At 66.9% G+C, this 24,196-nt stretch carries 17 protein-coding genes and 1 other RNA gene; 8 read left to right on the top strand and 10 right to left on the bottom strand.

Features of this window, described 5'->3' with window-relative positions:
- Positions 1-54: 54 nt before the first annotated feature.
- A complete protein-coding gene (locus tag J2X70_RS11995; RefSeq protein ID WP_059066017.1) occupies positions 55-843 on the top strand; it encodes an NRDE family protein in 789 nt (262 codons plus the stop codon).
- 277 nt (positions 844-1,120) lie between these two features.
- Here J2X70_RS11995 and rnpB read toward each other — a convergent pair.
- The 3 genes from rnpB to rsmI all read right to left on the bottom strand — a co-directional run bounded on the left by rnpB (position 1,121) and on the right by rsmI (position 3,297).
- Positions 1,121-1,472: RNase P RNA component class A (gene rnpB / locus J2X70_RS11990), an RNA gene on the bottom strand.
- A gap of 115 nt (positions 1,473-1,587) precedes the next feature.
- Entirely contained in the window at positions 1,588-2,376 is a 789-nt protein-coding gene (locus J2X70_RS11985) for a PDZ domain-containing protein (protein ID WP_032974904.1), read from the bottom strand.
- Between the two features lie 102 nt (positions 2,377-2,478).
- Positions 2,479-3,297, bottom strand: a complete 819-nt coding sequence (gene rsmI, locus J2X70_RS11980) for a 16S rRNA (cytidine(1402)-2'-O)-methyltransferase (RefSeq protein ID WP_025876607.1) — start codon at positions 3,295-3,297, stop codon at positions 2,479-2,481.
- A gap of 81 nt (positions 3,298-3,378) precedes the next feature.
- Here rsmI and J2X70_RS11975 point away from each other — a divergent pair, with 81 nt between their 5' ends.
- The 4 genes from J2X70_RS11975 (at position 3,379) to J2X70_RS11960 (ending at position 7,595) form a co-directional block, all read left to right on the top strand.
- Complete coding sequence (locus J2X70_RS11975) at positions 3,379-5,100, top strand: penicillin-binding protein activator (RefSeq protein ID WP_025876609.1); 1,722 nt, start codon at positions 3,379-3,381, stop codon at positions 5,098-5,100.
- On the top strand, positions 5,090-5,458 hold the full coding sequence (locus tag J2X70_RS11970) for a YraN family protein (RefSeq protein ID WP_032974901.1): 369 nt from the start codon (positions 5,090-5,092) through the stop codon (positions 5,456-5,458). Before J2X70_RS11975 ends, J2X70_RS11970 begins: the two co-directional genes overlap by 11 nt.
- Positions 5,459-5,568: 110 nt before the next feature.
- A complete protein-coding gene (locus J2X70_RS11965; protein WP_218788686.1) occupies positions 5,569-6,213 on the top strand; it encodes a metal-dependent hydrolase in 645 nt (214 codons plus the stop codon).
- On the top strand, positions 6,210-7,595 hold the full coding sequence (locus J2X70_RS11960; protein WP_309910503.1) for an FAD-linked oxidase C-terminal domain-containing protein: 1,386 nt from the start codon (positions 6,210-6,212) through the stop codon (positions 7,593-7,595). Before J2X70_RS11965 ends, J2X70_RS11960 begins: the two co-directional genes overlap by 4 nt.
- Before the next feature lie 97 nt (positions 7,596-7,692).
- Here the strand turns inward: J2X70_RS11960 and J2X70_RS11955 are convergent, their stop codons facing one another.
- Together J2X70_RS11955 and J2X70_RS11950 are read right to left on the bottom strand one after the other, a co-directional pair.
- Positions 7,693-9,714, bottom strand: coding sequence for an acyltransferase family protein (locus J2X70_RS11955; RefSeq protein ID WP_309910501.1), 2,022 nt, complete (start codon positions 9,712-9,714; stop codon positions 7,693-7,695).
- 195 nt (positions 9,715-9,909) lie between these two features.
- Positions 9,910-13,149, bottom strand: coding sequence for an autotransporter outer membrane beta-barrel domain-containing protein (locus tag J2X70_RS11950; RefSeq protein WP_309910499.1), 3,240 nt, complete (start codon positions 13,147-13,149; stop codon positions 9,910-9,912).
- A 329-nt stretch (positions 13,150-13,478) separates the two neighbouring features.
- Here J2X70_RS11950 and J2X70_RS11945 point away from each other — a divergent pair, with 329 nt between their 5' ends.
- Together J2X70_RS11945 and J2X70_RS11940 are read left to right on the top strand one after the other, a co-directional pair.
- The gene (locus J2X70_RS11945) at positions 13,479-15,881 is read left to right on the top strand and encodes an autotransporter outer membrane beta-barrel domain-containing protein (RefSeq protein ID WP_309910497.1); all 2,403 of its coding nucleotides are present in this window, start codon (positions 13,479-13,481) and stop codon (positions 15,879-15,881) included.
- Between the two features lie 460 nt (positions 15,882-16,341).
- Entirely contained in the window at positions 16,342-16,749 is a 408-nt protein-coding gene (locus J2X70_RS11940; protein WP_309910495.1) for a hypothetical protein, read from the top strand.
- Between the two features lie 45 nt (positions 16,750-16,794).
- Here the strand turns inward: J2X70_RS11940 and J2X70_RS11935 are convergent, their stop codons facing one another.
- The 4 genes from J2X70_RS11935 to J2X70_RS11920 form a co-directional block, all read right to left on the bottom strand.
- Complete coding sequence (locus J2X70_RS11935; protein ID WP_309910493.1) at positions 16,795-17,982, bottom strand: hypothetical protein; 1,188 nt, start codon at positions 17,980-17,982, stop codon at positions 16,795-16,797.
- Positions 17,983-18,016: 34 nt separating this feature from the next.
- Positions 18,017-20,485 carry a TcfC E-set like domain-containing protein gene (locus tag J2X70_RS11930; protein WP_309910491.1) on the bottom strand — a complete coding sequence of 823 codons (2,469 nt, stop codon included), beginning with the start codon at positions 20,483-20,485 and terminating at the stop codon, positions 18,017-18,019.
- Positions 20,486-20,584: 99 nt separating this feature from the next.
- Entirely contained in the window at positions 20,585-21,079 is a 495-nt protein-coding gene (locus J2X70_RS11925) for a CS1 type fimbrial major subunit (protein WP_025876629.1), read from the bottom strand.
- A 109-nt stretch (positions 21,080-21,188) separates the two neighbouring features.
- Positions 21,189-21,923, bottom strand: coding sequence for a CS1 fimbrial subunit B flags: Precursor (locus J2X70_RS11920; RefSeq protein ID WP_309910489.1), 735 nt, complete (start codon positions 21,921-21,923; stop codon positions 21,189-21,191).
- A 525-nt stretch (positions 21,924-22,448) separates the two neighbouring features.
- Between J2X70_RS11920 and J2X70_RS11915 the strand changes: the two genes are divergently transcribed.
- Positions 22,449-22,820 carry a DUF805 domain-containing protein gene (locus tag J2X70_RS11915; protein WP_025876633.1) on the top strand — a complete coding sequence of 124 codons (372 nt, stop codon included), beginning with the start codon at positions 22,449-22,451 and terminating at the stop codon, positions 22,818-22,820.
- Positions 22,821-23,209: 389 nt separating this feature from the next.
- Here J2X70_RS11915 and thiL read toward each other — a convergent pair whose 3' ends face one another.
- A complete protein-coding gene (gene thiL, locus J2X70_RS11910; RefSeq protein ID WP_051562411.1) occupies positions 23,210-24,172 on the bottom strand; it encodes a thiamine-phosphate kinase in 963 nt (320 codons plus the stop codon).
- Between the last annotated feature and the right edge of the window lie 24 nt (positions 24,173-24,196).

Below are 24,196 nucleotides of genomic sequence, written 5' to 3'. Positions count from 1 at the left end.
TCCGGAACGGGCCGAAAGCGACGTCGGACTGCGCAAACCGGGCACAATGGCGCCATGTGCCTGCTTGCTATTGGCTGGTTGCACCACCCGCGCTGGCGGCTGGTGATGGCCGGCAACCGTGATGAGTTCCACGCCCGCCCGACCGCGGCCCTGGCCCCCTGGCAGGATGAGACGTCGGTCATCGGCGGACGCGACCTGCGCTCGGGCGGCGGCTGGGCCGGGGTGGGTGCCGGCGGCCGGATGGCGGTGGTGACCAACGTCCGCGATCCGCAGGCTTCCCAGACCGGGCCATCGCGTGGCGCCCTGGTGGCCGACTACCTGCGTGGCCGCGATCCGGCGGGCATACATATAGAACGCCTGGCCGGGATCTCCACTGCCTATGCCCCGTTCAACCTGCTGCTGGCCGATGGCCACAGCCTGGAGTATCTGGGCAACCACCCGGCCGAGCGGCAGACGCTTGGCCCGGGCGTGCATGGCATGTCCAACGGCGCGCTTGATGCGCCCTGGCCGAAGACCCGGCGGCTGATGGATGCGCTGTCCTCGTGGCTGGAACAAGACGGGGTCAGATTCCTTTCCCAACGGGAAAGGAATCTGACCCCGGACCTGACCCCACTGTGGGATGCCCTGGCCGATGAACATCGCCCGGTCGACAGCGACCTGCCCGATACCGGCATCGGCCTGGAACGCGAACGCTGGCTCAGCCCCGCTTTCATCCGTGGTGACGATTACGGCACCCGCGCCAGTACCGTGCTGCTGATTGATGGCAACGGCCACGGCGAAATCCATGAGCGCCGCTTTGGTCCGCAGGGCGTACCCAGCGGACAGGGTCACGTCATTTTCTGACTGGAACGGTAGTGCCGGCCGCTGGCCGGCAACCTCTGGATCTTCGGGCAGGTCACGCGGTTGCCGGCCAGCGGCCGGCACTACCAGGTCCACACACCCTGCGTGGAGGGCGATAGGTAGATCCACGCCATGCGTGGATGGACGTTGGTAGATCCACGCCATGCGTGGATGGACGTTGGTAGATCCACGCCATGCGTGGATGGGGTAGATCCACACCCTGCGTGCATGGAGGTTGGTAGATCCACGCCATGCGTGGATGGATGTGGATGGAATGAAGGGGCGGAGCCGGCCGATAAGCCGGGTTCTGTCGTGGACAGTCATTCCTCTAGGCGTTACGTCGCCGCAACGCTCAAGCAACCTACCCGGATCCAACGCGGGCCGCGCCAATGGATCCCTATTTGGTCTTGCTCCAGGTGGGGTTTGCCGTACCGGTCTGTTGCCAGACTCGCGGTGCGCTCTTACCGCACCATTTCACCCTTACCGGCCTTCCGAAGAAGACGTAGGCGGTATCTTTCTGTTGCACTTTCCGTCGGCTTGCGCCGCCCAGGCGTTACCTGGCACCTTGCCCTATGGAGCCCGGACTTTCCTCGGCACCCCCGAAGGGATGACGCGACTGTCTGGCCGACTCCGCCGCGCGCATTCTAGCGTATGCGGGCCCGCCCTGCCGGTTTGATTGCGGCGTGCGGTTCATCTGCCCCCGCAGTAGAGCCACGCCACGCGTGGCTGCGCACCGCACCTGCAGGCTCAACGGGCCAGCAGCGCTGCCCGCGATTGGAGCACCAGCGCGATATCCAGCTCCTGCGACGAGGCCCCGGTTGCCAGATCCAGCACCGTGCGGCGCACCTTCAGCTGGATGCGATCACCGGGCGCGTACGCGCGAAGGACCTGTTCGATGCCGTAGGTCGTCGCCACGGCGGTGCCCTGCACCGACAGCACCTCGTCATTTGCCTTCAGGCCGGCCCGCTCGGCGTTGCTGCCGTTGAGCACGTGATTGACCAGCGTCCCTCCCGCCATCCCCAACCCCAGCACGGGCCGCAACGCGTCGGCGCGATCATCGACGGCACCGTTGGCCGAGCGCGACATCTCGGTGTGGGCGAGCAGGCGCCCCGCCATACGTTCATCGAAATGCGGGGCCTGCATGGCGAACGCGCCACATTCCAGCACGCCACGCAGCGGCGGCTGCTTGTAGCTGCCGTGCAGCGCCTCGCGCAGCCGCGTCCACTGGCGCGCACTTACATACCGGTGCTGGCTGGCCGCCATCTGCTGGTAGGCCTGCTCGATCGCTTCGCGCGCAGCGGGATCCACCTGCGGGCAGCCCTCGGCCAGGTCCACCGCCTCCCGTGCGGCGGTGTAGATGACGATCGCGTGGTTGCCTTCCACATACGGGCCCTGCCGCAACTGCACCAGGCCAGGATCGAACAGCTCATAGCCGGTGAAGCCACGCCCCAGATCCGATGGGTCGATCTCCTCGCCCGCCCACGCGTGGGCGGAAACGACCAGAGCCAACACCAGTGAAAGTCCTTTTGCCGACATCGTCCTCATCCTTGTCCAGGGCCACTTCATCCACGCATGGCGTGGATCTACTGCATTCCGGGGTGTTTTCATCCGCGCATGGCGTGGATCTCCTTCACCCGCTCAACTGCCATACAACGCCTTGCGCGGTGCGCCGGTCAACTCGGCCGCCAGCTTGGCCGCGGTCGACGGTGGCAGGTGCTCGCTCAGCTTGGCGTAGACGTGCCGGCCATGTGCCAGCTGCGCCTCGGCATCGTCGCCAGCGCCCTGCACCATCACCACGAACTCGCCCTTGCGCTGGTTGTCATCGGCTTCCACCTGCGCCAGCAGCCCGGCCAGGTCGCCATCCAGCACGGTCTCGAACAGCTTGGTCAGCTCGCGCGCGAGCACGGCCGGGCGCTCGCCGCCAAAGATCGCCGCCATGTCGGCCAACGACTCGGTGATGCGGTGCGAGGATTCGTAGAACACCATCGTGCGCACTTCGCCGGCCAGCCCCTGCAGGCGATCGCGGCGGCCGCTGGCCTTGGCCGGCAGGAATCCCTCGAAACTGAAGCGGTCGCTGGGCAGACCGGCCACGCTCAGCGCAGCGATGGCCGCGCAGGCGCCGGGAATCGGGCTGACCTTGATGCCGGCAGCACGCGCGGCACGCACCAGCCGGAAGCCCGGATCGCTGACCAGCGGGGTGCCGGCATCGCTGACCAGCGCCAGCGACTCGCCCGCCTGCAGCCGCGCCACCAGGCGCTGGGCGAGGGCCTCTTCGTTGTGTTCGTGCAGGGCCACCAGCGGCTGCTGGATGCCGAAATGGGACAGCAGCTGGCCACTGCGGCGGGTGTCCTCGGCGCAGATGGCCGCCACCGAACGCAATACCTCCTGCGCGCGCGGGCTCAGATCGGCCAGGTTGCCGATCGGCGTGGCGACGACATACAGGGTTGGGACACTCATTTCAGCGGTACTCACGGGGCAAGGGTAGAATCCTAGCGTGTACCTGGCCAAGGCCGCTGCCCTCATCGCATGGACCCGATCATGAACAAGCCCGCCGCACGCATCTCTGCCCTGTCGCTGTCGTTGATGCTGCTGGCCGGTTGTGCCACCACCAGCCTCGTCAGCACGCCCGAATCGCCGGCCCAGAGCCAGGCGCTGGCGCTGATTGAACAAGGCAAGCCGCGCGACGCCGCCCTGCAACTGGAAGCGCTGGCCGCGACCCTGCGTGGCGGTGCCCGCAGCAACGCACTGGCCGATGCGGCCTGGGCCTGGCACCTGGCCGGCGACAGCGCACGCGCGCGCAGCCTGCTGGGCCAGGTGACCGCCCGCCAGCTGACCGGCGCCAGCCTGCAGCGTTACCAGCTGGCCAGCGCCGAGCTGGCGCTGGCCGACAAGCAGCCGGCGCAGGCACTGGCCCTGCTGAAGGATCATGCCGACAGCGTGCACCCGAGCCTGCGCACGCGCTGGTCACTGGCCCGCGCCAGTGCCCTGCAGGCCACCGGCGATGCCTTTGGCGCCGCCACCGAACGCGCCCGTGCGCATGCCGGCCTGACCGGCACCGCGCGCAGCGAGAACCAAGCCGCCATCTCCGGCCTGCTCGGCACCCTCGACGATGCCACCCTGCGCAGCCGCGCCGCCGCCTTGCCGGCCAATGACCCGCTGTACAACTTTGCAGGCCGTGCACTGATCGCCCGTGGCCTGCCGCTGCCGCGCCCGTTCGATCGCGATGGCGCCGCCCAGTTCGACACCAGCAAGCGCCCGCCGGCGATGAGCGATGGCTACCGCCCGCCGGCCAAGCTGGCCGTGCTGCTGCCGCTCAGCGGCCGCCTGGCCACCGCCGCACAACCGGTGCGCGATGGCCTGCTCAGCGCCTACTACGGTGAAACCCGCCGTCGTCCGGAGGTCAACTTCTTCGACACCGCTGGTACCCCGGCCGGTGCGCTGGCCGCGTATGACAAGGCCGTGGCGTCCGGCGCCGACTTCGTGGTCGGTCCGCTCGGCCGCGACGAGGTGGATGCCGTGTACGGCCGCCAGCAGCTGCCGGTACCGGTGCTCGGCCTGAACCGCGGCAAGGATGCACCGCCCGCCGGCAGCGCCGGTTTCTCGCTGGCACCGGAGGACGATGGCATCGTCGCCGCCGAATACATGCGTGGCCGCGAGCGCAGCAAGGCGCTGGTGATCAACAGCAGCGACGACACCGGCCGTCGCGCCGCAGCCGCCTTCGCCCAGCGCTTTGCCCAGCGCGGCGGCAGCGTCGCCGCCACCATCGCGATCAGCGAAACGGTGGGGGATATCAGCGCGCAGGTGCGCAACGCCGGCGCGGTCGATGCCGTGTTCCTGGCCGTACGTGCACCGCAGGCCCGCCTGCTGGCCCCGCAGCTGGCGCTGGCCGGTGCCGGTGGTGCCACCCGCGTGGGTACCTCGCAGCTGACCACCGGCAGTGGCAAGGTCGAAGAAGACGTGGCGCTGGACGGCATCATCTACCCGAACGAAGCCTGGAACGTGCGCAGCGTGTCCGGCGTGCCGTCCGCTGCCCAGGTCGCGCAGACCCTGCCCAGCGCGCGCGGCGCCGCCAGCCGCCTGTTCGCCTTCGGCGCCGATGCGTGGAAGATCAGCGCCTACCTGGACAAGCTGGCCACCGAAGGCGGCCTGGACGGCGCCACCGGCACGCTGTACCTGGACAGCAACGGCAACATCCTGCGCCAGCCGGCATGGTCGACCTTCAGCGGTGGCCGGCCGATGCCGATCGCCGGTGGTCGCTGAGCACCTGCAACGTGGCTCGGCGGTGGAAGCCGCCGCCGAGCAGCATCTGCAGCAGGCCGGGTTGCGGCCGCGCGCACGCAACGTGCGTTATCGCGGCGGTGAACTGGACCTGGTGATGGATGACGCCGGCACCGTGGTGTTCGTGGAAGTGCGCTACCGCGCGCGACAGGACTTCGGTGGCGGCGCGGCCTCGGTCGATCCGCGCAAATGCCGGCGCCTGATCCACGCGGCGCAGCTGTACCTGCAGGAACACCCCGCCGTGGCCGATGCGCCCTGCCGCTTCGACGTGGTTGAAGCCACGGGCGAACCACCGCAGCTGCACTGGCTGCGCGATGCGTTCCGGTTGGATGATTGCTGATGGGTACCGTCCGCTCTGGTAGAGGCCGACCTTGGTCGGCGCTCCTGTGCCAACCAAGGTTGGCACCTACCAGAGCGCAGCCTGGCCGGCACTACCACGGTGCGTGACTGATGCCGTCGATCATCACCCACGCGGCGGTGCCACTGGCGTTGTGGTGCGCTGCTGATCGCGGCCGCATTCCGCCGCGCCTGCTGGGCGCCGGCGTGATCGCGGCGATGCTGCCCGACGCCGATGTACTCGCGTTTGCCCTGCACATTCCCTACGCCGATGCGTTCGGCCATCGCGGAGCCAGCCACTCGTTGCTGTTCGCCCTGGTGCTCGCCGTGTTGGCGGCGGTGTTGGCGTTCTTTGGTAGCCGCCGACCTGGGTCGGCGCCGCTCAGCTCCGGTAGTCGCCAACCTTGGTTGGCGGTGCTGTGCCAACCAAGGTTGGCAGCTACCACGGCAAAGCCAACCTTGGCATCTACCGTACAAGCGGCGGCGTTCGTGTTCGTCTGCGCCGCCAGCCATCCACTGCTGGATGCGTTGACCTCCGGCGGCCTTGGCGTTGCGCTGGCCTGGCCCTGGAGCGAACACCGCTTCTTCGCACCCTGGCGGCCGATCCGCGTGTCGCCGTTCGCGCCGCAGTTCTTCAGCGCGCGCGGCCTGGCCACCCTGCTGTCGGAACTGCGCTGGGTGTGGCTGCCGCTGGCCGGCGCTGTCATCGCCTGGAAACTGATTCACCCCGCCCCCGCTGCCCCACGAGATCTGTCATGAGTACTGCCCTGCCCTCCTCATTGGTTGCCGAACTGACCGCCCTGCTGGGCAGCGACGGCTGGCGCATGGATGACGGCGCACTGGAGGCGAACGCGCAGGACAACTCGTGGCGCCACCAGCGCCCGGCTGCGGTGGCATTGCCGGCCGACATCGAACAGGTGCAGGCGCTGGTGCGTGCCTGCCGCGCGCATGGCGTGGCCCTGGTCGCGCGCGGTGCGGGCACCGGCACCACCGGCGCCGCCGTGCCAGTGCCCGGCAGCATCGTGCTGTCGTTCACCCGCATGGATCGCATCCTCGAGATCCGCGCCGGCGACCGCTGCGCGGTGGTGCAGCCGGGCGTACTCAACGGAACGCTGCAGCAGGCGCTGGCACCGCACGGCCTGTTCTGGGCACCGGACCCGTCCAGCGCCGAGATCTGCAGCATCGGCGGCAACCTGGCCTGCAATGCCGGTGGTCCGCGCGCGGTGAAGTACGGCACCAGCCGCGACAACGTGCTGGGCCTGGTAGCAGTGACAGGTACCGGCGAGGTGATCCGCTGTGGCGGCGCCTACACCAAGGACGCCACCGGCTACGACCTCACCCATCTTCTGGTGGGCAGCGAAGGCACACTGGCGCTGATCGTGGAAGCCACGCTGAAGCTGACCCCGCTGCCGGTCAGCCAGGCCGGGCTGCGCGTGCTGTACCGCGATGCCGACGCGGCCGCCGCTGCGGTGTCGCGGCTGATGTCGCAGCCGGTCGTTCCCACGCGCTTGGAATTCATGGACGCACGCAGCCTGGAGCTGCTGCGCCTCAATGGTGCCGACGTACCCGACGCTGGCGCGATGCTGCTGGTCGAGGCCGATGGCGACCACGACACCCTGCCCTATCTGCTGCAGGCATTGGCGACCGCCGCCGAAGGTGACGGCATGATCGCACTGGACGTGGCAATGGAAGGCCGCGCGCGCGACCAGCTGTGGGCCGCACGCAAGGCCTTGTCGCCCGCGCTGCGCAGCGTCGCCCCGGGCAAGATCAACGAAGACGTAGTGGTACCGGTATCGCGCATCCCCGATCTGGTGGCCGGCGTGCAGGTACTGGCCCGCGACTATTCGCTGACCATCGTCACCTTCGGCCATGCCGGCAACGGCAACCTGCACGTCAACATCCTGTACCACCCGGACGATGCCGACGAGAACGCACGCGCGCATGCCGCGCTGCCGAAGATCTTCGAGCTGACGCTGGCGCTGGGCGGCACGCTGTCGGGCGAACACGGCATCGGCCTGGCCAAGCGTGATTTCATGGCGAAGGCGTTCACCGCGGAAACGCTGGCGGCGATGCGCGCGATCAAGGCCGCGCTGGATCCGGATGGCATCCTCAACCCGGGCAAGGTGCTGCCGCCGGCATAGGCCGCGGACAACTGTTGAGCCGAGCCATGCTCGGCTCGCCGCGTTCCGCGCGGGCTTGCGCGAGCGGAACGGAGAGCAGCAAAGCGCGGACCCGGCGCTACAGTGGATTGTCGCTCGCAACATCGATCAGGGTCTGCCGGAAGCTGGGCAACAGCACGCGGTTGCCATGGCCGCTCAGGTGATCGTTGTCGAAGAACAGCGGTTCACTGTCCTGCACGGCTGAGCAGGTATCCGGCCCGCACAGCAGCGGCAGCGGATCCCACACGGTCAATGACGGGTAACGCGCGGCCAGCTCGGCCAGCAGTGCCATCTGCGGCGCACGCAGCCTCTGCAGATCCGTGCGCGACATGCTCAGGCCACCGACGCACGCCGGATTGCTACGGTTGAACCAGTCCGAGCAGCGGTAGGCCCCGGCCTTGAACAGCGGCAGCGGTGCATCGATGACCACGTGCACACCCAACCGCTGCAGGCGGCCCAGCACACGCTCGGCTTCATCATGTGCCGCCTGCGCATGCGCGGGCGTGCGTTCGGCCAGCAACTGCCGATAAATCTGCTGTGCGTCCTGTTGCTGCCAGTCGAACCCTCGCAGCTCCGGCATGCGCAGCGCCGCCAGCAACACGATGTCACCCGGGCGCGCGTCGCGTTCGATGGCCGACAGGCTGTCCTCGATGAAGTCCTGGCAGTCGGCCGGGCTGGCCCGCAGCAGATTGACGAAGCTGCAGCCGCCGCGATCCTCCTGGCGGATCTCCATCCCGGTCTGTCGCGCGACCATGCTGGTCATCGTGCGGTAGGCCGCCGCATGCGAGTCGCCGACAACAAACAGGCGTCGCCCTTCAAGCGCCGGTGCACCCACCGGTTCCAGCGGTCGCCACGCCGGGTAGCGACGCGCCTGCCATGCGTAGCCATCACGGGTGACGCTGAGCGAGATCTGCTCGTGGTACTCCACCGTCGCCCAGGCACCGGCGCCGCACAGCGCCACCACCGGCAGCGCCATCGCCAGCACCTTCGCCGGCGCCAGCCGCAACAGCGGCCGGGCGCTGCGCAGCGGACGTTCAATGTAATGGTAGGAAGCGGCCGACACTGCCAGCAGCAGCACCGGATACAGCCACAGCGCAGCGCCCTGCAGCCCGTAGGTCCAGCGCAGCAGCACCAGCAGTGGCCAATGCCACAGGTACAGGGAATACGACAGGCGCCCCAAGTAGGACAGCGGTGCCCAGCCCAGGGCGCGGCCGACCCGCGATTGGCCATGCCCGGCTACCGCCGCCAACAGCAACAGGGTGCCGACCACCGTGGCCAGCACACCCGGCACCGGCATCGCCAGTTGCGGCGCGACAAGCACGCCCGCCAGCAGCAGGGCCAGGCCGGACAGTGCGAGCGCATCCCCGCGCTTGCCGGGACCGCGCGTGCTCATCCACTGGTACAACAGCGCACCGGCCGCCAGTTCCCAGAACCGCGACGGCAGCAGGTAGAACGCCGACGCCGGGGCCGTCTTCGCCTGCCAGGCCGCCCACGCCAGCGACAGCACCGTGAGCGCCGGCAACAGCACACGCGACCACGGCCAACGGTCGCGGCCGCGCAACCAGACGAAGAACAGCAGCGGGAACACCAGGTAGAACTGCTCCTCCACGCCCAGCGTCCAGGTGTGCAGGAACGGATTGAGTTCCGCGCCGGGCGAGAAGTAGTCATCCTGCTGGCCGGCCAGTACCACGTTGCTGAAACCCACCAGCGCCGCCCAGCCGGTCTGGTCGAACTGCTCGTTGCGCCAGGCGCGGGGAATGAACAGCGCCGACAGCACGAAGGTAGCCATCAGCATCACCAGCAGCGCCGGCAACAGGCGCAGTACGCGGCGCCGGTAGAAATCGAGCAGCAGCCCGCCCAGTGGCATGCCTGCACGCGCAGCCAGCGATTGGCTGATCACGAAGCCTGAGACCACGAAGAACAGGTCCACACCGGTGAAACCACCGGGCAGCCACGCCGCGTTCGCATGGAAGACGATGACGGCCAGCACGGCCAGTGCACGCAGGCCATCGATGGCAGCGTTGTGGGAGCGTTCGGGGTGAAGCATGCGGGCGACCGTCAGCGAGCGATCGGGCAGCATGGCCAGCGCTGGCGCAGTCATTCAATGGACAATCGCGACAGACGTGGACATCGTTCATGTCCCGTCCCTGCTCGCCGCAGTTGTAGAGCCGAGCCATGCTCGGCTGCTCTTCGTTCAGATCGCGATGAGCCGAGCGTAGGCTCGGCTCTACAGCAGCAGCCAGGGGTCAGAGCCCATTGCCGTGGCAATGGGATCCGAGCCCCGCTGCACGCCCGCTTACCAGGCCATGCGCAGACCCACCTGGCCGCCCACGTTGCGGTAAGCATGGTCGCCGCGCTGCACGCTCAGGCCACCCCATGCGTTCCAGCGCTGGCCCAGCTTCAGCTCGGCACCGGCCTGCACTTCGTAGCGGTTGCGCGGCACATCCGCGCCCAGCGTGTCACCGTTGAACTGCAACGCGCTGGTGCCGCTGCCACGCAGCCAGTTCACGCCCAGGTAGGGCTGCACGATGTTGCCGGCTGCGGTGCCATGGCCGAACACGCGCGCGCCCAAACGCCCGCTCAGACCACCGGCCTCGGCATGGTCGATAACAGTGCCATTGGTCTCCACGTGACGATCCGCGCGGTAGTCTGCATACGTCAGCTGCATCTGCGGCTGCACATACAGCGCACTGGCGGCGCCCTGCCACACATTGAAGGTGTAGCCGGCCTCCAGCGACGCACTGGCCACGCGCGAATCATAGTGCTCCGGCTCCAGGCCGATGCCCTGCACCCGGTTGTCGAAACGGCCGTACTGCAGGTTCGCATCGATGTAGGCACCCTGCGTGCCATCGGCATCCTGCATCCAGGTGCCGTACACCCCTGCCGCGTTACCGCGCACGCGCCCCTTGGCGCTGTAACCGGTCAGCTCGGACACCACACTGCTGTCGGCACGGCCACTGCCCAGCATCACGCCAAAGGCCGCGTTTCCCCGACGCAACAGATCACTGCCGATCTGCAGTACCGACGTATTGCCGTCCACCGACAGCTGACCACCCACCGCAGTGAAATCTGCATTGCTGCGGCCTACGCGCGCCCACGCAGTGCGCTCGCTGCCGATGGCGCCGGTGCGCTCATGCATGCGGTGGGCAAACATGTTGATGGCGGCCGACTGATTGGCAAGATAGGCACCTGCCTCGGGGCGCAACACCGGCGGCGGCCGGATCGGGTCCACCGGCCCCACGCCCTCGCCACCGTCCCCGCCCTCGCCCGGGTCCGGGCCCGGGTCCGGGCCTGGATCAACCGCACAGCCCGGCGCCGCCGGATCGTCCTGGCACACATCGAACCATTCCGAGCGCAGGTACCAGTTGCCGTCGGAAGGATCGGCAAGACCACCCTGGAACAGGAAGTACTCGTACGAACCGCCCACCGCGCGGCCGGCCAGCGCGTAGCGCGCCAGTGATGCACCGTCCACTTCGATCAACGGGATGCCATCGGTCGTCTGAGCGCCGACACCGCCGATGTTCTTCACCGCGATGTTGGCATCACCCGAGGTATTCCCCCGCACATGCAGGCGATCGATCGCACTGTCATCGCCCGCCAGTGCGCCCTGGAACAGGAAGGTGGCACCTTCGCTGTGCAGGTCGCCGTCTACGGTAAGCGTGTTGAAGCGGCCGATGCCGTCGGACAACGCCAGCCCGCTGTTGAGCACCTGCAGTTCATTGACCGCGGCGTCACCGACCAGCGTCCAATGGCTGCGGCCTTCAATGACCATGGTTTGCACCAGGCCGGAAGAACCCTGCCACAGCGAGCCATCGGTCAGTCTTACGTGCACATCGGACTGTGGCACCAGGCCGGCATCCTCATCCTCCGGAGTAATCACGATGTCGCCAATCATCTGCGCATGCTCTTCCAGCAGCACATCGAAGCGCCCCGCCACAGCCGCATCCAGCGCCAGTGCAATGCCATTGCCGCCAGACACCAGCGCACCGCTGGTCAAGGTCAGTCCCGGGTCACGGCTGCTGCGCAGCCACACACCGCCATGCTGTGCACTGACCAGCGAGCTACCGTGGATGCGCATGCGGCCGTTGTCATTGATCACCGCTGCCCACGCGCCTTCGCCTTCTGCGTAAACCTGGGTGTGATCCAGCGTCATCTCGCCAACTCCACCGGACAAGACGCCGTGCGAGTTGACGCCGGTAGTGCGCACCACGCTGTCGGCCAGATGCACGGTGCCGCCCAGGCGCGCAATGGCACCGATGGCGCCGGCGCCTTCGGTCAGGATGTCGGTCAGCTTGGCAGTCGCTACCGGGCGAGCACCGGGGCGACCTTCGGCATACAGGCCATGACCATTGAGGCCTTGGGTGCGCAGCCGGCTGGACGCGATCCGCGTCGTTCCCCCGTACAACGCCACTGCCTGCCAGCGGTCACCTTCGGCAGTGATCTGCGAACTTTCAATCTCCAGTTCACCGTCATTCATCAGTTGCACACCTTTGCCATCACGCGCGGTGATGACCGATCCAACCACAGTGGCCTTGCCATCAGGCTGGTTGACGTCGATGCCAATGCTGTTGCTGAGCAACTGGCTGTTGCGCAGGGTCAGCTCAGAACCTTCGGTCATGCTGATGCCGAAATGACCGGACAGATCTACACCGTCCAGCAGCAGCGTGCCGCCGCCACCGGTTTCAAAGCTGACCGCACTTGCGCCGTCGCCGCGAGCATGGACGCTGCCGCCCCGCATCTGGATTTCGCCACCGACATACAGCCCTATACCGGAACGCTCATGGCTCAGCTCGATGTCCACATCCTCCAGCACCGCCCTGCTACCTGCCGCCACCAGCACCCCATCGGCGCCTCCGCCCGTGCCATTGATCTGCACCGACCGCAGGGTGGCATCAGCTGCCCCCTGCACCCAGACGCCGGTGCCGCTACCGCCCAGGTCGATACGTACGCGTTCGGCCTGCAGCGTGCCGCCACGAAGATCCAGACCACTGGAACTTCTACCGTTGATTTCGATCACGCTGTCCGAAACTTGCGCCGCACCACCGCTTACCGACACCCCGTGGGACGCACCGCCATCGGTGGTGATGTTCACCCGGTCCAGCATCAGCCTTCCATCGATGGACTCGGCGCCATTGGCCGCGTCACCCTGGGTATGCACACGGGTGCCGATCGCCTGTATCACGCCGCCATTGGCAGCAGACAGCCCTGCGGCGCCGTAACCGGAGGTCAGGACACTGCCCTGCTGCAGCTCAATGCGGGAGCCGGCGCCCTCCGCGCGTGCACCTGCCGCGCGCAGGCCTTCGGTGCGCAGGTTGACCTCACCGGCCGGCACCAGGGTTCCGCCGTTGATGGCATAGAACGCATAGCCGGACGCGTTGCCAGGCTCGACCGGATCGGTGGTGTGGTAGTCGCCGGCCGGCGGCGTCAGGTCATCACCATCGGCGATGATCTGCTGGGACGCGGCGGAAAATGCGGTACTGAACACACTGGCCAGCGCCAGCGACAAGGCGTGGTGGCGGGGGGTGAAACGCTGCATGGCAAACCTCGACAGAGAGCGCGCCATCGTGGCGGCAGGTCAGGACTGCCACCATCGAATGCATTGCAAATTGCCCTGCAACCTTCCGCCGCAGGTTCGATCGCGTGCCTGAATCGATCGTATCCAAGCGCTGCTGGCCGGCCGGCTTTACAACTAATTGCATGGGATGGCCCTGCAGCGGGGCCGACACTGGCGGCCGAAAGAGACACGCACCTTCGCAACCAGCACGAATGCATTCACCCCCGCATCACGTGCTTTCGGCCTTTCTAACCCTGGCTTTACCCCGGGCAACGCTGCGTGTAGCACCGTTTCCACACAGAGGACACCCGATGAACACTCTCCCGATTCATAGCAGCCGGCCGGTACCCAAGGCGCTGGCGTGGGCACTGATGTCCGCCTTGGCGGGCGCGCCGCTGCCTGCCGCATTCGCTGGGGATCTGGACAACCAGACCGCGGAAGTCACTGCGGGCGACCCGGTTGAGGCCTGGACCTTGGTCAATGGCTCGAAGCTGGCGGTCCGCAATGCCAAGACCGCAAGCATCTATGCCGACAGCGGCTCGGAGGTCGTGCTCACGGGCGCCACCGTAACCCGTCCTGTGGGCGATTCAGCACACAATTATGATGCCATGCAGCTTTTCGACGGCGCCACACTGCGGGCCAACGACAGCCATCTGGTCAACGGCGGGTTGCTCCTCAATGGCGGAGCCTCTGCAGAACTGGTGAACAGTTCCATCGTAGTGACCGCGGCCAGTCTGCCGTCGTCGCGCACTCGCTCGGTGGGTGTCGATCTGGCCCCACTAGCCGGTGGTGGCGCGCCCGATGCCTCCGCCCGCCTGGATGGCACGCTGGTGCAGGTGGAAGATGCCCCGGACCTCAGCCAGCCGTTCAATAGCGGGTTGGGGGTCCGCATGCGGTACGGCCGTCTGGACATTGTCAATGGTTCGCGCGTGATTGGCGCCAATGTCGCGGCGTTCCTGTTTGCCGGATCGGCGGTCGGACACGTCGTGCTCAACGTCGACAACTCGACCTTGCAGTCCGGCCGAGGCGCAGCTATCCACGTGATGCCGGGCGGTGAGGCAACTTATGACATCAGCATCGCCAATGGCTCGCAGCTGTCAAGCGCCGATGGGCATCTGCTGCGGGTGCGCGATGAGGCCGGCAGACCGCCCACGTCCTTCAGCACAGTCAACTTCGCGGTCGACAACGCCAAGCTCTCCGGCGATATCTCCCTCGACCCCGCGCTTGTGGGAATGGCCAGCATCGATGTCACGCTGCGCAACCAGGCGCAGATCGATGGCCGTTTCATCAATGTCACCAGTGCCACCATCGGTGGCGACAGCACCTGGCTGATGACCGGCGACAGCAACGTCGGTGCGCTCACCCTGGGTGCCGGTGGCACCGTTGCACTGGGCAGCGGCAGCAGCTTCAACACGCTCACTGTGGATGAATTCACCGGCAACGGCGGCACCCTGCTGTTCAACACCCACCTGGGCGATGACAGCTCGGCCACCGACAAGCTGATCATCAACGGTGATGCCAACGGCCAGGCCAACGTGCGCGTGCTCAATGCCGGCGGCGCCGGCGCCAAGACCGACCGCGGCATCGAGCTGATCGATATAGGCGGTGCGTCGAACGCGCAGTTCGACCTGGTCGGCCGCGCCGTGGGCGGGCAATATGAGTACTTCCTGGTGAAGGACGCCAACGGCAACTGGTATCTGCGTTCGGAACTGGGCGGCGCGCCGGACCCGTGCCTGGTGGACCCGACCCTGCCGGAGTGCAAGCCGATCGACCCGGTGGACCCGGTGGATCCGCCGCCCCCGATCCTGCGCCCGGAAACCGGGGCCTACCTGGCCAACCAGTTCGCGCTGGACCAGATGCTGCGCCATCAGTACCGCGACCGCCAGGGCGGCGCCGCAGCGGCGGATGGCATCCGCGGCTGGGCCCGGGTGGATGCCACGCAGAGCAAGCTGGGTGCGGTGGATGACCAGCTCGACCTGCGCGTGGACCGCTCGCGCCTGCAGCTGGGTGCGGACGTGGGCGTGTTCGATGACGGCCGTGGCCGCATCGGCGTAATGGGTACCGCTGCACGCAGCAGCGCCACCTCGCGTTCGGACGTGACTGGTTTCAACGCACGCGGCAAGGTGGAAGGTGGCGCGCTGGGCGTGTACGGCAACTGGGCCAACGACGCCATGTACGTGGATGCCAGCGTGCAGCGCGGCCAGTTCCGCAACCGCGTGCAGGGTGAAGGCCTGGCCGAGGAGCGTTACGACTCGGATATCTGGCAGTCGTCACTGGAAGCCGGTTACCGCTTCGGCATCGGCCAGATCGGCACTACCGCGCTGAGCCTGCAGCCGGAACTGCAGCTGGTCTACACCGATGCAAAGACCGACGTGCATACCGAAGCCAACGGCACCGTGGTGCGTGCAGCGGGCAACAGCGGCCTGTCCGGCCGTGCTGGCCTGCGCCTGCAGGGTGAAGGCCACTCGGCGGCGGGTGCCTCGGTCAGCCCGTATCTGGCGGCCAACTGGTACCGCGATGGCGCCGGCAATGGCATCGCCTTCGACGATGAGGTGCTGAGGGCCGGCATCCCGCGAAACCGCTATGAACTGAGCGCGGGTGCGCGCGTGGAATTCCGTTCCGGCTTCAGTGCCTGGGGCGGGTTCGGGGTGATGCGCGGTGACAGTGGATACCGCGAAGCGACGGCGAACCTCAGCGTTGCTTACAAGTGGTGATGTAATCACGAACGGCGCCGGAGAGATCCGGCGCCGTTCTGCTTTCTGTAGCGCCGAGCATGCGCTCGGCGCCACAACAAATGTCGCAACTGGCACGCGCAGGCGTGCTCGGCTTCGCGCAGCGCGTTCGATATGCATCTGCAACGTTTTCGAAATTGAAACTTTTCTGATTGGTACAGCAGCACTTGCGTGCACATCATGGCGCGCCACCGACAACGGGTGGCACGGGCTTGCAATCCCGTTTGGCAAAGGCGTTGTTTACGCTTGCCTGTCGGCGTCGCTCTTTCCTTGTTGGGCGGCGTCGGCAGGCAATCCGTCCGTGCCCTATGGCGGGCGGTGCGTGGGGGCCTCGTGCCCGCCGGCGTTTCGCGCTTTTGCCACCGGTATTGCAACCACGCACCGTCCGCCGCCCTCGCCCAACGCGAGGGCGGCCCCTTGCTTCACACTCAAGGACGCCGCCATGACTTCTTCGCTCTATCCCTATCTGTTCGCCACATTGGGCGACGCCGTCGAACGCCTGCCAGACGATCTGGCCAAAGCACTCGAAACCACATTGGGCAGTACGATGCGCGCCCACGCCGACGAAGGCATCACCCTGCTCGGCTGCCTGCAACGCATCCGCGAGGTGGACGCTGCCGACGGCCAACCGTGGCCGGACAAAGGTCGCAAGTGCTTCGGCTTCGCGATGGCACGCATCGACCGCGCCAATGCCGGGCTGACCTTGCTGCTGGAACTGCTGCACGCCATCGAGCGCGTACGCGTGGACGGCGATGCCGACCAGCAGGCGGGCGATGACGTGCGCGAAGGGCTGCTGCTGGCCTGCCGTGGGCTGGCCGAGTATGTGGATGTGCAGTTGCGGGTGGCGTGATGCAGCTTCCGCGGCACCTCGGCCGCGCCAATCCCTGCCCCAGGCTCAGGGATTGGCGTCGAACAGCACGGTCATGTCTCCTTCCCAGCGCGAGCCCGGTGTCTTCACCATCTCCAGCACCGCTTCACGCCCGGCGGTGAAGCGCAGGGTCGAACGGCGCTGCATCAGGTAGCCATCGGGCGTGAAGCGCGGTGCCTGACCGTCATCGGCCAGCAGTACGGTGTTCTGCGCCGGACGACCATCGCGCAGGTTGTTCATGCCCGGAAGGGTGACGTCCACCTCCACCGGCACCTGCTTGTCCGCCTGCGGATCATGAATGCCGCATTGGTCGCCGACGTGGTGCTGGCAGCGCAGCTTCATGCTGAAGTCCATCGACGTGGTCAGATGAAACGGCAGCTCCTGGCGCAGCCTCGCCGGAGCAGTGCCATGATCGATCCAGGGCGACCAGCCCCCTTCGGGCGCCAACTGTACGCGCGGCGCCTCGGTGGCGAAGCGCACCTGGAAATCGTGGATCACATCGAACACGAAGTTCATGCGCACGGCCTCGACACCGGTGATGTTGTCGCCCAGATCGATGTCGGCCCCGGCGCCGCCGGTGGTCCAGGTTTCCTGGGCTACGTAACGGCCGTCCTGCAGCGTCATTGCATTGGGCAGGGTGACGTGGATGCCGAGCCCCACGTTCCTGTAGGAGTAGGTGCGGGCATACCGCGTGTTGGTGCTGTAGCACTCGGTGGGGCTGGCTGGCGTCCGCGCCGCCCAACCGCCCAGCGACCATCCAAGCCCACCGGCGCCGCGGATGGCCGTGCAACCTCCACTGACGCCGTAGTACCAGGGATCGGCGCCACCACCGAAGTTGATGCGCATGGACAGCGCCGCAAAGCTGATGGTCGCCTCGAAGGTGCGTCCGCTCGACACCTCCTGCAGGGTGATCGTACGCGGTGGCGGGAAGCGGACGTAGGTGGTATCACGCCTTGACGTGTCGTCGCTCGGCCCTTCCTTGCGCCAGTACTCGCGGTTGCCGAGATCGAAGATATAGGCCCCGTTTCTATCGCATTCGGCCGGCCTCCAGTTGCAGAAGCTGCCCCGGGGTGTCGTGTTGCGGAATGCGGTATCGCCCGGATCCAGGGCGTTGGGCCTGAATTCGCCGGTGACGTTGACGTCCACCACCTGTGCGGTGGCAGGCAACGCCGCCATTACGGCCAGCAACGGGAACAGCCGGATGCCAATAGTCATGCTTTAGACCTGCCTGGTTCGTCGGAACAATGGGCTAGTGCGCGACCACCGACGGCGGACAACCGATGCCGCCCACCATCAGTACATCGCCTTCGCGGGGGTGACGGCCCTCCTCCATGGTCAGCACACAGCTGATCCGGTTCGGGTAGCGCAGCTCCACCACCGGCGCGCGTGCGCTGAGTTCAAGGGTGAAGAAGCCTTCTTCCTGGCTGACGCTGCGGCCGGCGTGGTTGATCACCTGCACCCCGCGGATGCCGTTGCCATCGGCATCCAGTACCTGCCCCATCACGGTGAAGGTGCGCAGTACATCCACCGTGGTATGCACCACGCCGCCCTTGTTGAGGTGGTAGCTGATGGTCGACGGCTGCAGCGCCGCCGCAGGTGCGTGCCGGCCGTGGAAGTCGAACTGCACCTGTCCCGCACGATAGGCGGTGACCGGAACGAAGTTGCGTCCCGGGCGCAGCTGCACGCCACCGCCACGACTGTCGTCGGCACGCAACGTGACATCGGGGAAGTCACTGCGCACGTCGACGATGATGCCGGTGTCCACGCTGCCGCTGCGTCCCTGGCCCAGCACGGCAGCATGTCCTCCCCCGATCACCACGGTGCTGTCCAGGTTGGCGCTGCCGCCAACGTGGCCGGAACCGGCACCGCGATACAGCTGCACATCGCCTTCCAGCAGTGGGCTCTGCAGATAGGCGCCCGCGCCGGCGCCAATGCCGCTGCGTTCAGCTGTGACCATGCCATTGACGCTGCGCAGGATCTTCCCATCCACACGCTGGGTGGCGACCGCGGTGACGTAGCCGTCGCGCTGGCCGGCTTCGCCGGTCCGGCTGCCCAGGCTGCCGCTGTAGCTGCGGCGCTCGCTGCCGAGTGACACACTGACGGTCAGATCGATGCCGCGCTGGCGGCGATAGTGGGTGAAGCGGCTGCCCGGACGGTCGTAGGCCGAGACACGCCAGTTGACGTCATGCCTGCCGAACAGGGTCTCGCGGCGACCGTAGGAAACGTCGATGCCGGTGCCACGGGTGAAGCCGGAACTGCGGGCCACGCGCAGGCTGGCATTGTCGCGGTGACTGAAGCGATGGGTGATCGATACCGCCGTGGTGTCCTGCCAGCCTCCCCGGGTTTCCCAACGTGGCGGCGCACCCTCGCTGGCGGGCAGCCGATGACGCTGCTCTGCCCAGCTGCGCGCGTGGTTGGCGACCACCGAACCGGCACGGTAGCGATACAGTCCCTGCAGGTCCACGCCGCGCCCGGCATCGCTGGAGGTGTAGAAATTGGTGTAGGCGCTGAAGCGATCACTGGCCTGCCAGTCCATCGACAGGCCGGTGGCGCGGCGCGTGCCGATCTGCTGCACGGTGGCACCGGCCACTGCGCGCGGGTGCAACAGGTAGTTGACCACCGCACCGGCGGCGATCTCGCCCTCCTGCATTGAACGATCGCTGTCGAGCAGGCTGCGCTGCTGGCCGGCGAACGCGCTGTAGCGCCAGCGCCGGGTGGGATCACGCCAACGGCTGGGTTTGTGGATCGAGGCGGTTTCGCGCGAGGCCTCCTGGCCGTCTTCAATGACCCGCAGTACCACGTCGTAGATGCCGCCTGGCAGGCGACGCGTGTCGATCTCCTGCACGCCGGGCTTCACAGCCTGTGTGGCCAGCAGGTTGCCGTCGCGCAGAATCTCCACCACACCGTCGCGGTTGGCGGTGACGTACACCGGGTAGACGCTGGCGCTGCGCGTGTCGGCCAGCAGTACATCCGACGAACCGAACATCACCCCCAGCGCGGTGTCATTCTGCGTACCCGGCGCGCGTGGCTGGCGGATGATGCCCTCGAACGTGGGCAGGAAATAGCCCGCGCGGACGAAATGATCGCCGAGCTCGCGTTGTGCATACAACGCACTGAGATAGTGCTCCGTGCTGCCGGGTTGGGCGTAGTACTGGTAGCTGCCAACCGTACTCCACAGACCGATGCTGCCACTCAGTTCAGCGCTGTAACGGGCGCTGGCCGGCTGGTCCTGGCCGCCATGCACGGCCAGGCTGTTACGTACGATCAAGCCATGGCTGCCGGACGCCGGCAGGGCAATGTTGCGTTGTTCCGCACTGGCAGTTGCCGGCGTCAACAGGCTCAGCAGCGAATTGGCCAGGCTGTAGTGCAGCGCGGCCAGGCCACGGCACTGCGGCGCGCATATGCCAAGCGGCAGCGGTTCGGCCAGCTGCTCGGCCCAGCGCGTGCGCTCGCTCTGCGGCCACGGGCTGTCGTTGCTTTCGACGAAGCCGATCAGCTGTACGCGGTTGTCTTCATGCAGCAGTACTTCGGCGTCGCCCAGGTACTGCCCGTCCAGTTCCACGCGTACGGTCAGCGGATTGCCGAACAGATGCTCGCGGAACTCCGCAGGCATGCGGTCGCGCTGCTCCAGCAGGCTGACCTGTGCGTCTGGCGCGCCTGCGGTCGCCTGCGCCGAGGCAGCAGCAAGCATGGCGGCAATGGCAACAGCCAGTCGCATCGGAACCGGTCGCGGAGGTAGGTGTGAAAGGCGCATAGATGGCATTGGCCCTCCTGCCGCACGCGCGGTGGGGCAGGAAGGCACAGAGCTCGGCAGGCGTCAGATGTCGCTTTCGAAGATCATGTGGAACTGACCGCCGTAAGTACCCTGCTTGTAACCGCCGCCCGGTTCGGTAGGCGCGATGGCGAAGGCCAGAGACTTGCCGGATGCGGCCTGGGCTGCGTTGGCAACGGTGATCTTGGCGGCGGCCGTTGCCGGCACGACCACGTTGTCCAGTTTCACCGCCAGATCCACGACGTCCGCGGCCGATGCCATCTGCGCCGGGGCGGACAGATAGGCGGTGATGGCAGCCGGCGACTTCACGTTGATAACGCGACCGGTCAGTTCGCCGAGCACCTGGCGTGCGGTATCCCACGGCAGATTCTGCGGCAGGCCTTCCCAGCCGTCCGGCGTGGACACCTGCAGGCCGGCAACGTTGGGCACGTCAGCCGACACGTTGACGGTGATCGATTTGGTTTCGGTAGCCGCAAAGCTGACGGCCGGGGTGATGAGCAGGACTGCCGCAGCCGCCATCGCGTGTTTCAAGAAGGACATTCAGATACTCCTGGGTGAGTGGGTACAAAAGCCAGGACAAGGGCAAAGCTGTCCCATCGGACTCCTGGCGGGCCCGGGCGGGACAATGGCGTTGGTGGGGGACGGACGGTCAGCGGCGGCTGTCGATGCTGCGCTGGCGTTCGCCCTCCTTCAGGTCGTAACGGATGAAATGCGTATCGTCAGACGCCAGCACGTGAGAGCGGCCGGGGCGTACGTGCACGATGATTCCGGGCATACAGGCGTCGACCTTGGCCCGCTCGCACTGGCGCAGGTTTTCCAGAACAATGGTGGCGTTGCCGTGGTTGTGGATCTGGCCGGACTCGATGCGCGTGTCATAGCGCGGGTGTTGTGGCGCGATGAACAGCACGGTGCCGAAGCCGGTGAACACGCGGATGGCCGAGGAAAGCTCTGCGGCCTGCTGTGCCTGTTCCTCGCTGAGCGAGAATTCCTCGGCACTGGGCGCCACCGGCACGAAGCGCAGGCGGTAGTAGCGTTCCTCGTCGCGCAGGCCCCGATACACCAGACGTGTGGCCTGCTGGCCGTTGCCTGCGATGATCAGGCGGCTGGGACTGGCAATGACCCCATGCGCCCCAGGCGCGTTGCGCACCAGCGATGGCGCATCCACCGGAACTTCGACGGGCTTGTCATCGGCATCGAAAACGATCTCTGCCACTTCCACCCGGACATAGGCGGTGCCGGCGCCGGTATTGCGGATGCGTTTGAGCAGGTTGCTGCTGCCGGGCTGCAGGTAGTCGAAGAGGACGCCGACATTGATCTGCGGTGCGCTGGCGTGACTGGGGAAAGCCAGCGCACACAGCAGCAGGACATGGACGACACGTGACATGGCACCGCTCGTTTTCAGGAGCGTGAAGTGTGTCGTCGCGTCAAACGCCCGGCTATGAAAATAGTTGTAAGCCGAAGCGCGCAGCGTCGAATTCGGAGGATTCCTAAATGCTCATCGCCCGTGCTGCCAGCATGGCCGGCCACCAAGGCCCCCTGCCCGCAGCCGCGTACCGGCAGGACACAAATCCCTGCCGCACTCAGGCGAAGTGCTCGTCTCCGCTCGTATCCGCTCGGGCCGTCGTGGCCTTCGGTGTGCACGCCTTGCCCTTCCATGATGCGGCCGATGCGGGTGGTCGGCACGCTCAGCGATTCGGCGACGTAGTGCAGCGCGCAGTACCGACGACATCGGCAATGCATCGGCATCGACTTCGGCGCGTACGCAGTTGCGGGTGGCGTGAGCCCCTCACGTTGAGATCTATGGGGGAGCGCCTGGTTGAATTGAATGCCGCTCTCATTCGCAATGATTTCTATGGCTCATATCCATCCTGGAGCCGATAGTGCGCGCTTCTTTCCAAGGAGTGTACCGATGCACAAGATGATGGCTCCACTGAAGCGCTATGCACAGTTCAGTGGCCGTGCCAGCCGCAGCGAGTTCTGGTGGTTCCAGCTGTTCATCGTGATCGTTTCGATCCCGCTTTACATTGTGAGTTTCTATGCCGGCTACAGCGGTTCTCAGGGCCTCATCCTGGCATCGAGCGGGTTGAGCTTGGTGATGTGGCTGGCCTTCGCATTGCCCGGCATTGCTGCCACCGTTCGTCGCCTGCACGATACCGATCGCTCGGGCTGGTGGCTGCTGTTGGCAATGGTCCCGTTTGCAGGCTTGGTGCTGCTGGTGTTCCTGCTGCTGCCCAGCACGCCGGGCGGCAACCGCTTTGGCGCACCCGTTCCGCACGTTTAAAGGTTACGCCGGGCAACGCCGATGTGCCCCGCGTTGGTAGGCGTCGACCTTGGTCGACGCAGCGTCGGCACGAAGGCCTGACATATCCGTGCCAACCAAAGTTGGCACCTACCAGAGCAACACGGTAGCGCCGGGCCATGCCCGGCGTTCTGGTAGGCGTCGACCTTGGTCGACGCAGCGTTGGCGCGCAACCCTGACACATCCGTGCCAACCAAGGTTGGCACCTACCAGAGCAACGCGTTAGCCCCGGGCCATGCCCGGCGTTTGGGTAGGCGTCGACCTTGGTCGACGCAGTGTCGGCACGAAGGCCTGACACATCCGTGCCAACCAAGGTTGGCACCTACCAGAGCAACGCGGTGGCGCCGGACCATGCCCGGCGTTCTCGTGTATCAGGCGAAATGCTCGTATCCGCTCGGGCCGTCGTGGCCTTCGGTGTGCACGCCCTGCCCTTCCATGATGCGGCCGATGCGGGTGATCGGCACGTCCAGCGATTCGGCCACGTAGTGCAGCGCGTCGCGCTGGTCGGCGGCGGCGGTGAAGCACAGTTCGTAGTCGTCGCCGCCGTGCAGCGCGCAATCACGGGCGCCGTCACGACCGAGCAGTTCGCGCAGTGCCGACGACATCGGCAATGCATCGGCGTCGACTTCGGCGCGTACGCCGCTGCGTGCAGCGATGTGGCCCAGGTCGGCCAGCAGGCCATCGGAGATGTCCACGGCGGCATGCGCGAATGCACGCAGCCGCAGGCCCAGGGTGACGCGCGGGGTGGGACGCAGCAGGCGCAGGCGCAGGGTTTCGTAGTCGGCCAGCAAGGTGGCGGCAGTGACGTTCAATGCGCCCTGCTGCCACAGGCGCAGCGCACCGGCAGCATCGCCGAGGGTGCCGCTGACCCAGATGTCATCGCCAATCTGTGCGCGATCACGACGCAGCGCCTGGCCGCGTGACACCTGGCCCATCGCGGTAACCGACAGCGACAGGGGGCCACGCGTGGTGTCACCGCCGATCAGGGCGATGTCGTGCTGGTCGGCCAGCGCGAAGAAGCCATCGGCGAAGGCATCGATCCAGTCTTCGCTGGCTTCGGGCAGCGACAGCGCCAGCGTGCACCAGGCCGGGCGCGCGCCCATCGCGGCGAGGTCGGACAGGTTGACGGCCAGCGTCTTCCAGCCGATGTCGAACGCCGGGGTCTCGGCCGGGAAATGCACGCCGCTGTTGAGCGTGTCGGCGGTGACCACCAGTTGCTCGTTCGGGCGCGGCTGCAGCAGCGCAGCGTCGTCGCCGATGCCGAGCACGATGTCGTCGCGCTCGACGGTGCGGGCGCGGATGCGGTCGATGAGGGCGAATTCGGCCAGGGACATGGGGCGCTCCCGCGTTTGTACGTG

The sequence above is a fragment of the Stenotrophomonas sp. 1337 genome, assembly GCF_031455455.1.
Lineage (GTDB): Bacteria > Pseudomonadota > Gammaproteobacteria > Xanthomonadales > Xanthomonadaceae > Stenotrophomonas > Stenotrophomonas indicatrix.
This window is presented reverse-complemented; position numbering and strand designations above follow the sequence as displayed.

Bases quoted from the DNA above. Each gene is read 5' to 3' on its own strand.
- J2X70_RS11950 (WP_309910499.1), bottom strand. From the start codon at position 13,149: ATGCAGCGTTTCACCCCCCGCCACCACGCCTTGTCGCTGGCGCTGGCC.
- J2X70_RS11930 (WP_309910491.1), bottom strand. From the start codon at position 20,485: ATGCGACTGGCTGTTGCCATTGCCGCCATGCTTGCTGCTGCCTCGGCG.
- J2X70_RS11935 (WP_309910493.1), bottom strand. From the start codon at position 17,982: ATGACTATTGGCATCCGGCTGTTCCCGTTGCTGGCCGTAATGGCGGCG.
- J2X70_RS11955 (WP_309910501.1), bottom strand. From the start codon at position 9,714: ATGACTGCGCCAGCGCTGGCCATGCTGCCCGATCGCTCGCTGACGGTC.
- J2X70_RS11915 (WP_025876633.1), top strand. From the start codon at position 22,449: ATGCACAAGATGATGGCTCCACTGAAGCGCTATGCACAGTTCAGTGGC.
- J2X70_RS11960 (WP_309910503.1), top strand. From the start codon at position 6,210: ATGAGTACTGCCCTGCCCTCCTCATTGGTTGCCGAACTGACCGCCCTG.
- J2X70_RS11945 (WP_309910497.1), top strand. From the start codon at position 13,479: ATGAACACTCTCCCGATTCATAGCAGCCGGCCGGTACCCAAGGCGCTG.
- rsmI (WP_025876607.1), bottom strand. From the start codon at position 3,297: ATGAGTGTCCCAACCCTGTATGTCGTCGCCACGCCGATCGGCAACCTG.
- J2X70_RS11975 (WP_025876609.1), top strand. From the start codon at position 3,379: ATGAACAAGCCCGCCGCACGCATCTCTGCCCTGTCGCTGTCGTTGATG.
- thiL (WP_051562411.1), bottom strand. From the start codon at position 24,172: ATGTCCCTGGCCGAATTCGCCCTCATCGACCGCATCCGCGCCCGCACC.
- J2X70_RS11940 (WP_309910495.1), top strand. From the start codon at position 16,342: ATGACTTCTTCGCTCTATCCCTATCTGTTCGCCACATTGGGCGACGCC.
- J2X70_RS11995 (WP_059066017.1), top strand. From the start codon at position 55: ATGTGCCTGCTTGCTATTGGCTGGTTGCACCACCCGCGCTGGCGGCTG.
- J2X70_RS11985 (WP_032974904.1), bottom strand. From the start codon at position 2,376: ATGTCGGCAAAAGGACTTTCACTGGTGTTGGCTCTGGTCGTTTCCGCC.
- J2X70_RS11920 (WP_309910489.1), bottom strand. From the start codon at position 21,923: ATGTCACGTGTCGTCCATGTCCTGCTGCTGTGTGCGCTGGCTTTCCCC.
- J2X70_RS11965 (WP_218788686.1), top strand. From the start codon at position 5,569: ATGCCGTCGATCATCACCCACGCGGCGGTGCCACTGGCGTTGTGGTGC.
- J2X70_RS11925 (WP_025876629.1), bottom strand. From the start codon at position 21,079: ATGTCCTTCTTGAAACACGCGATGGCGGCTGCGGCAGTCCTGCTCATC.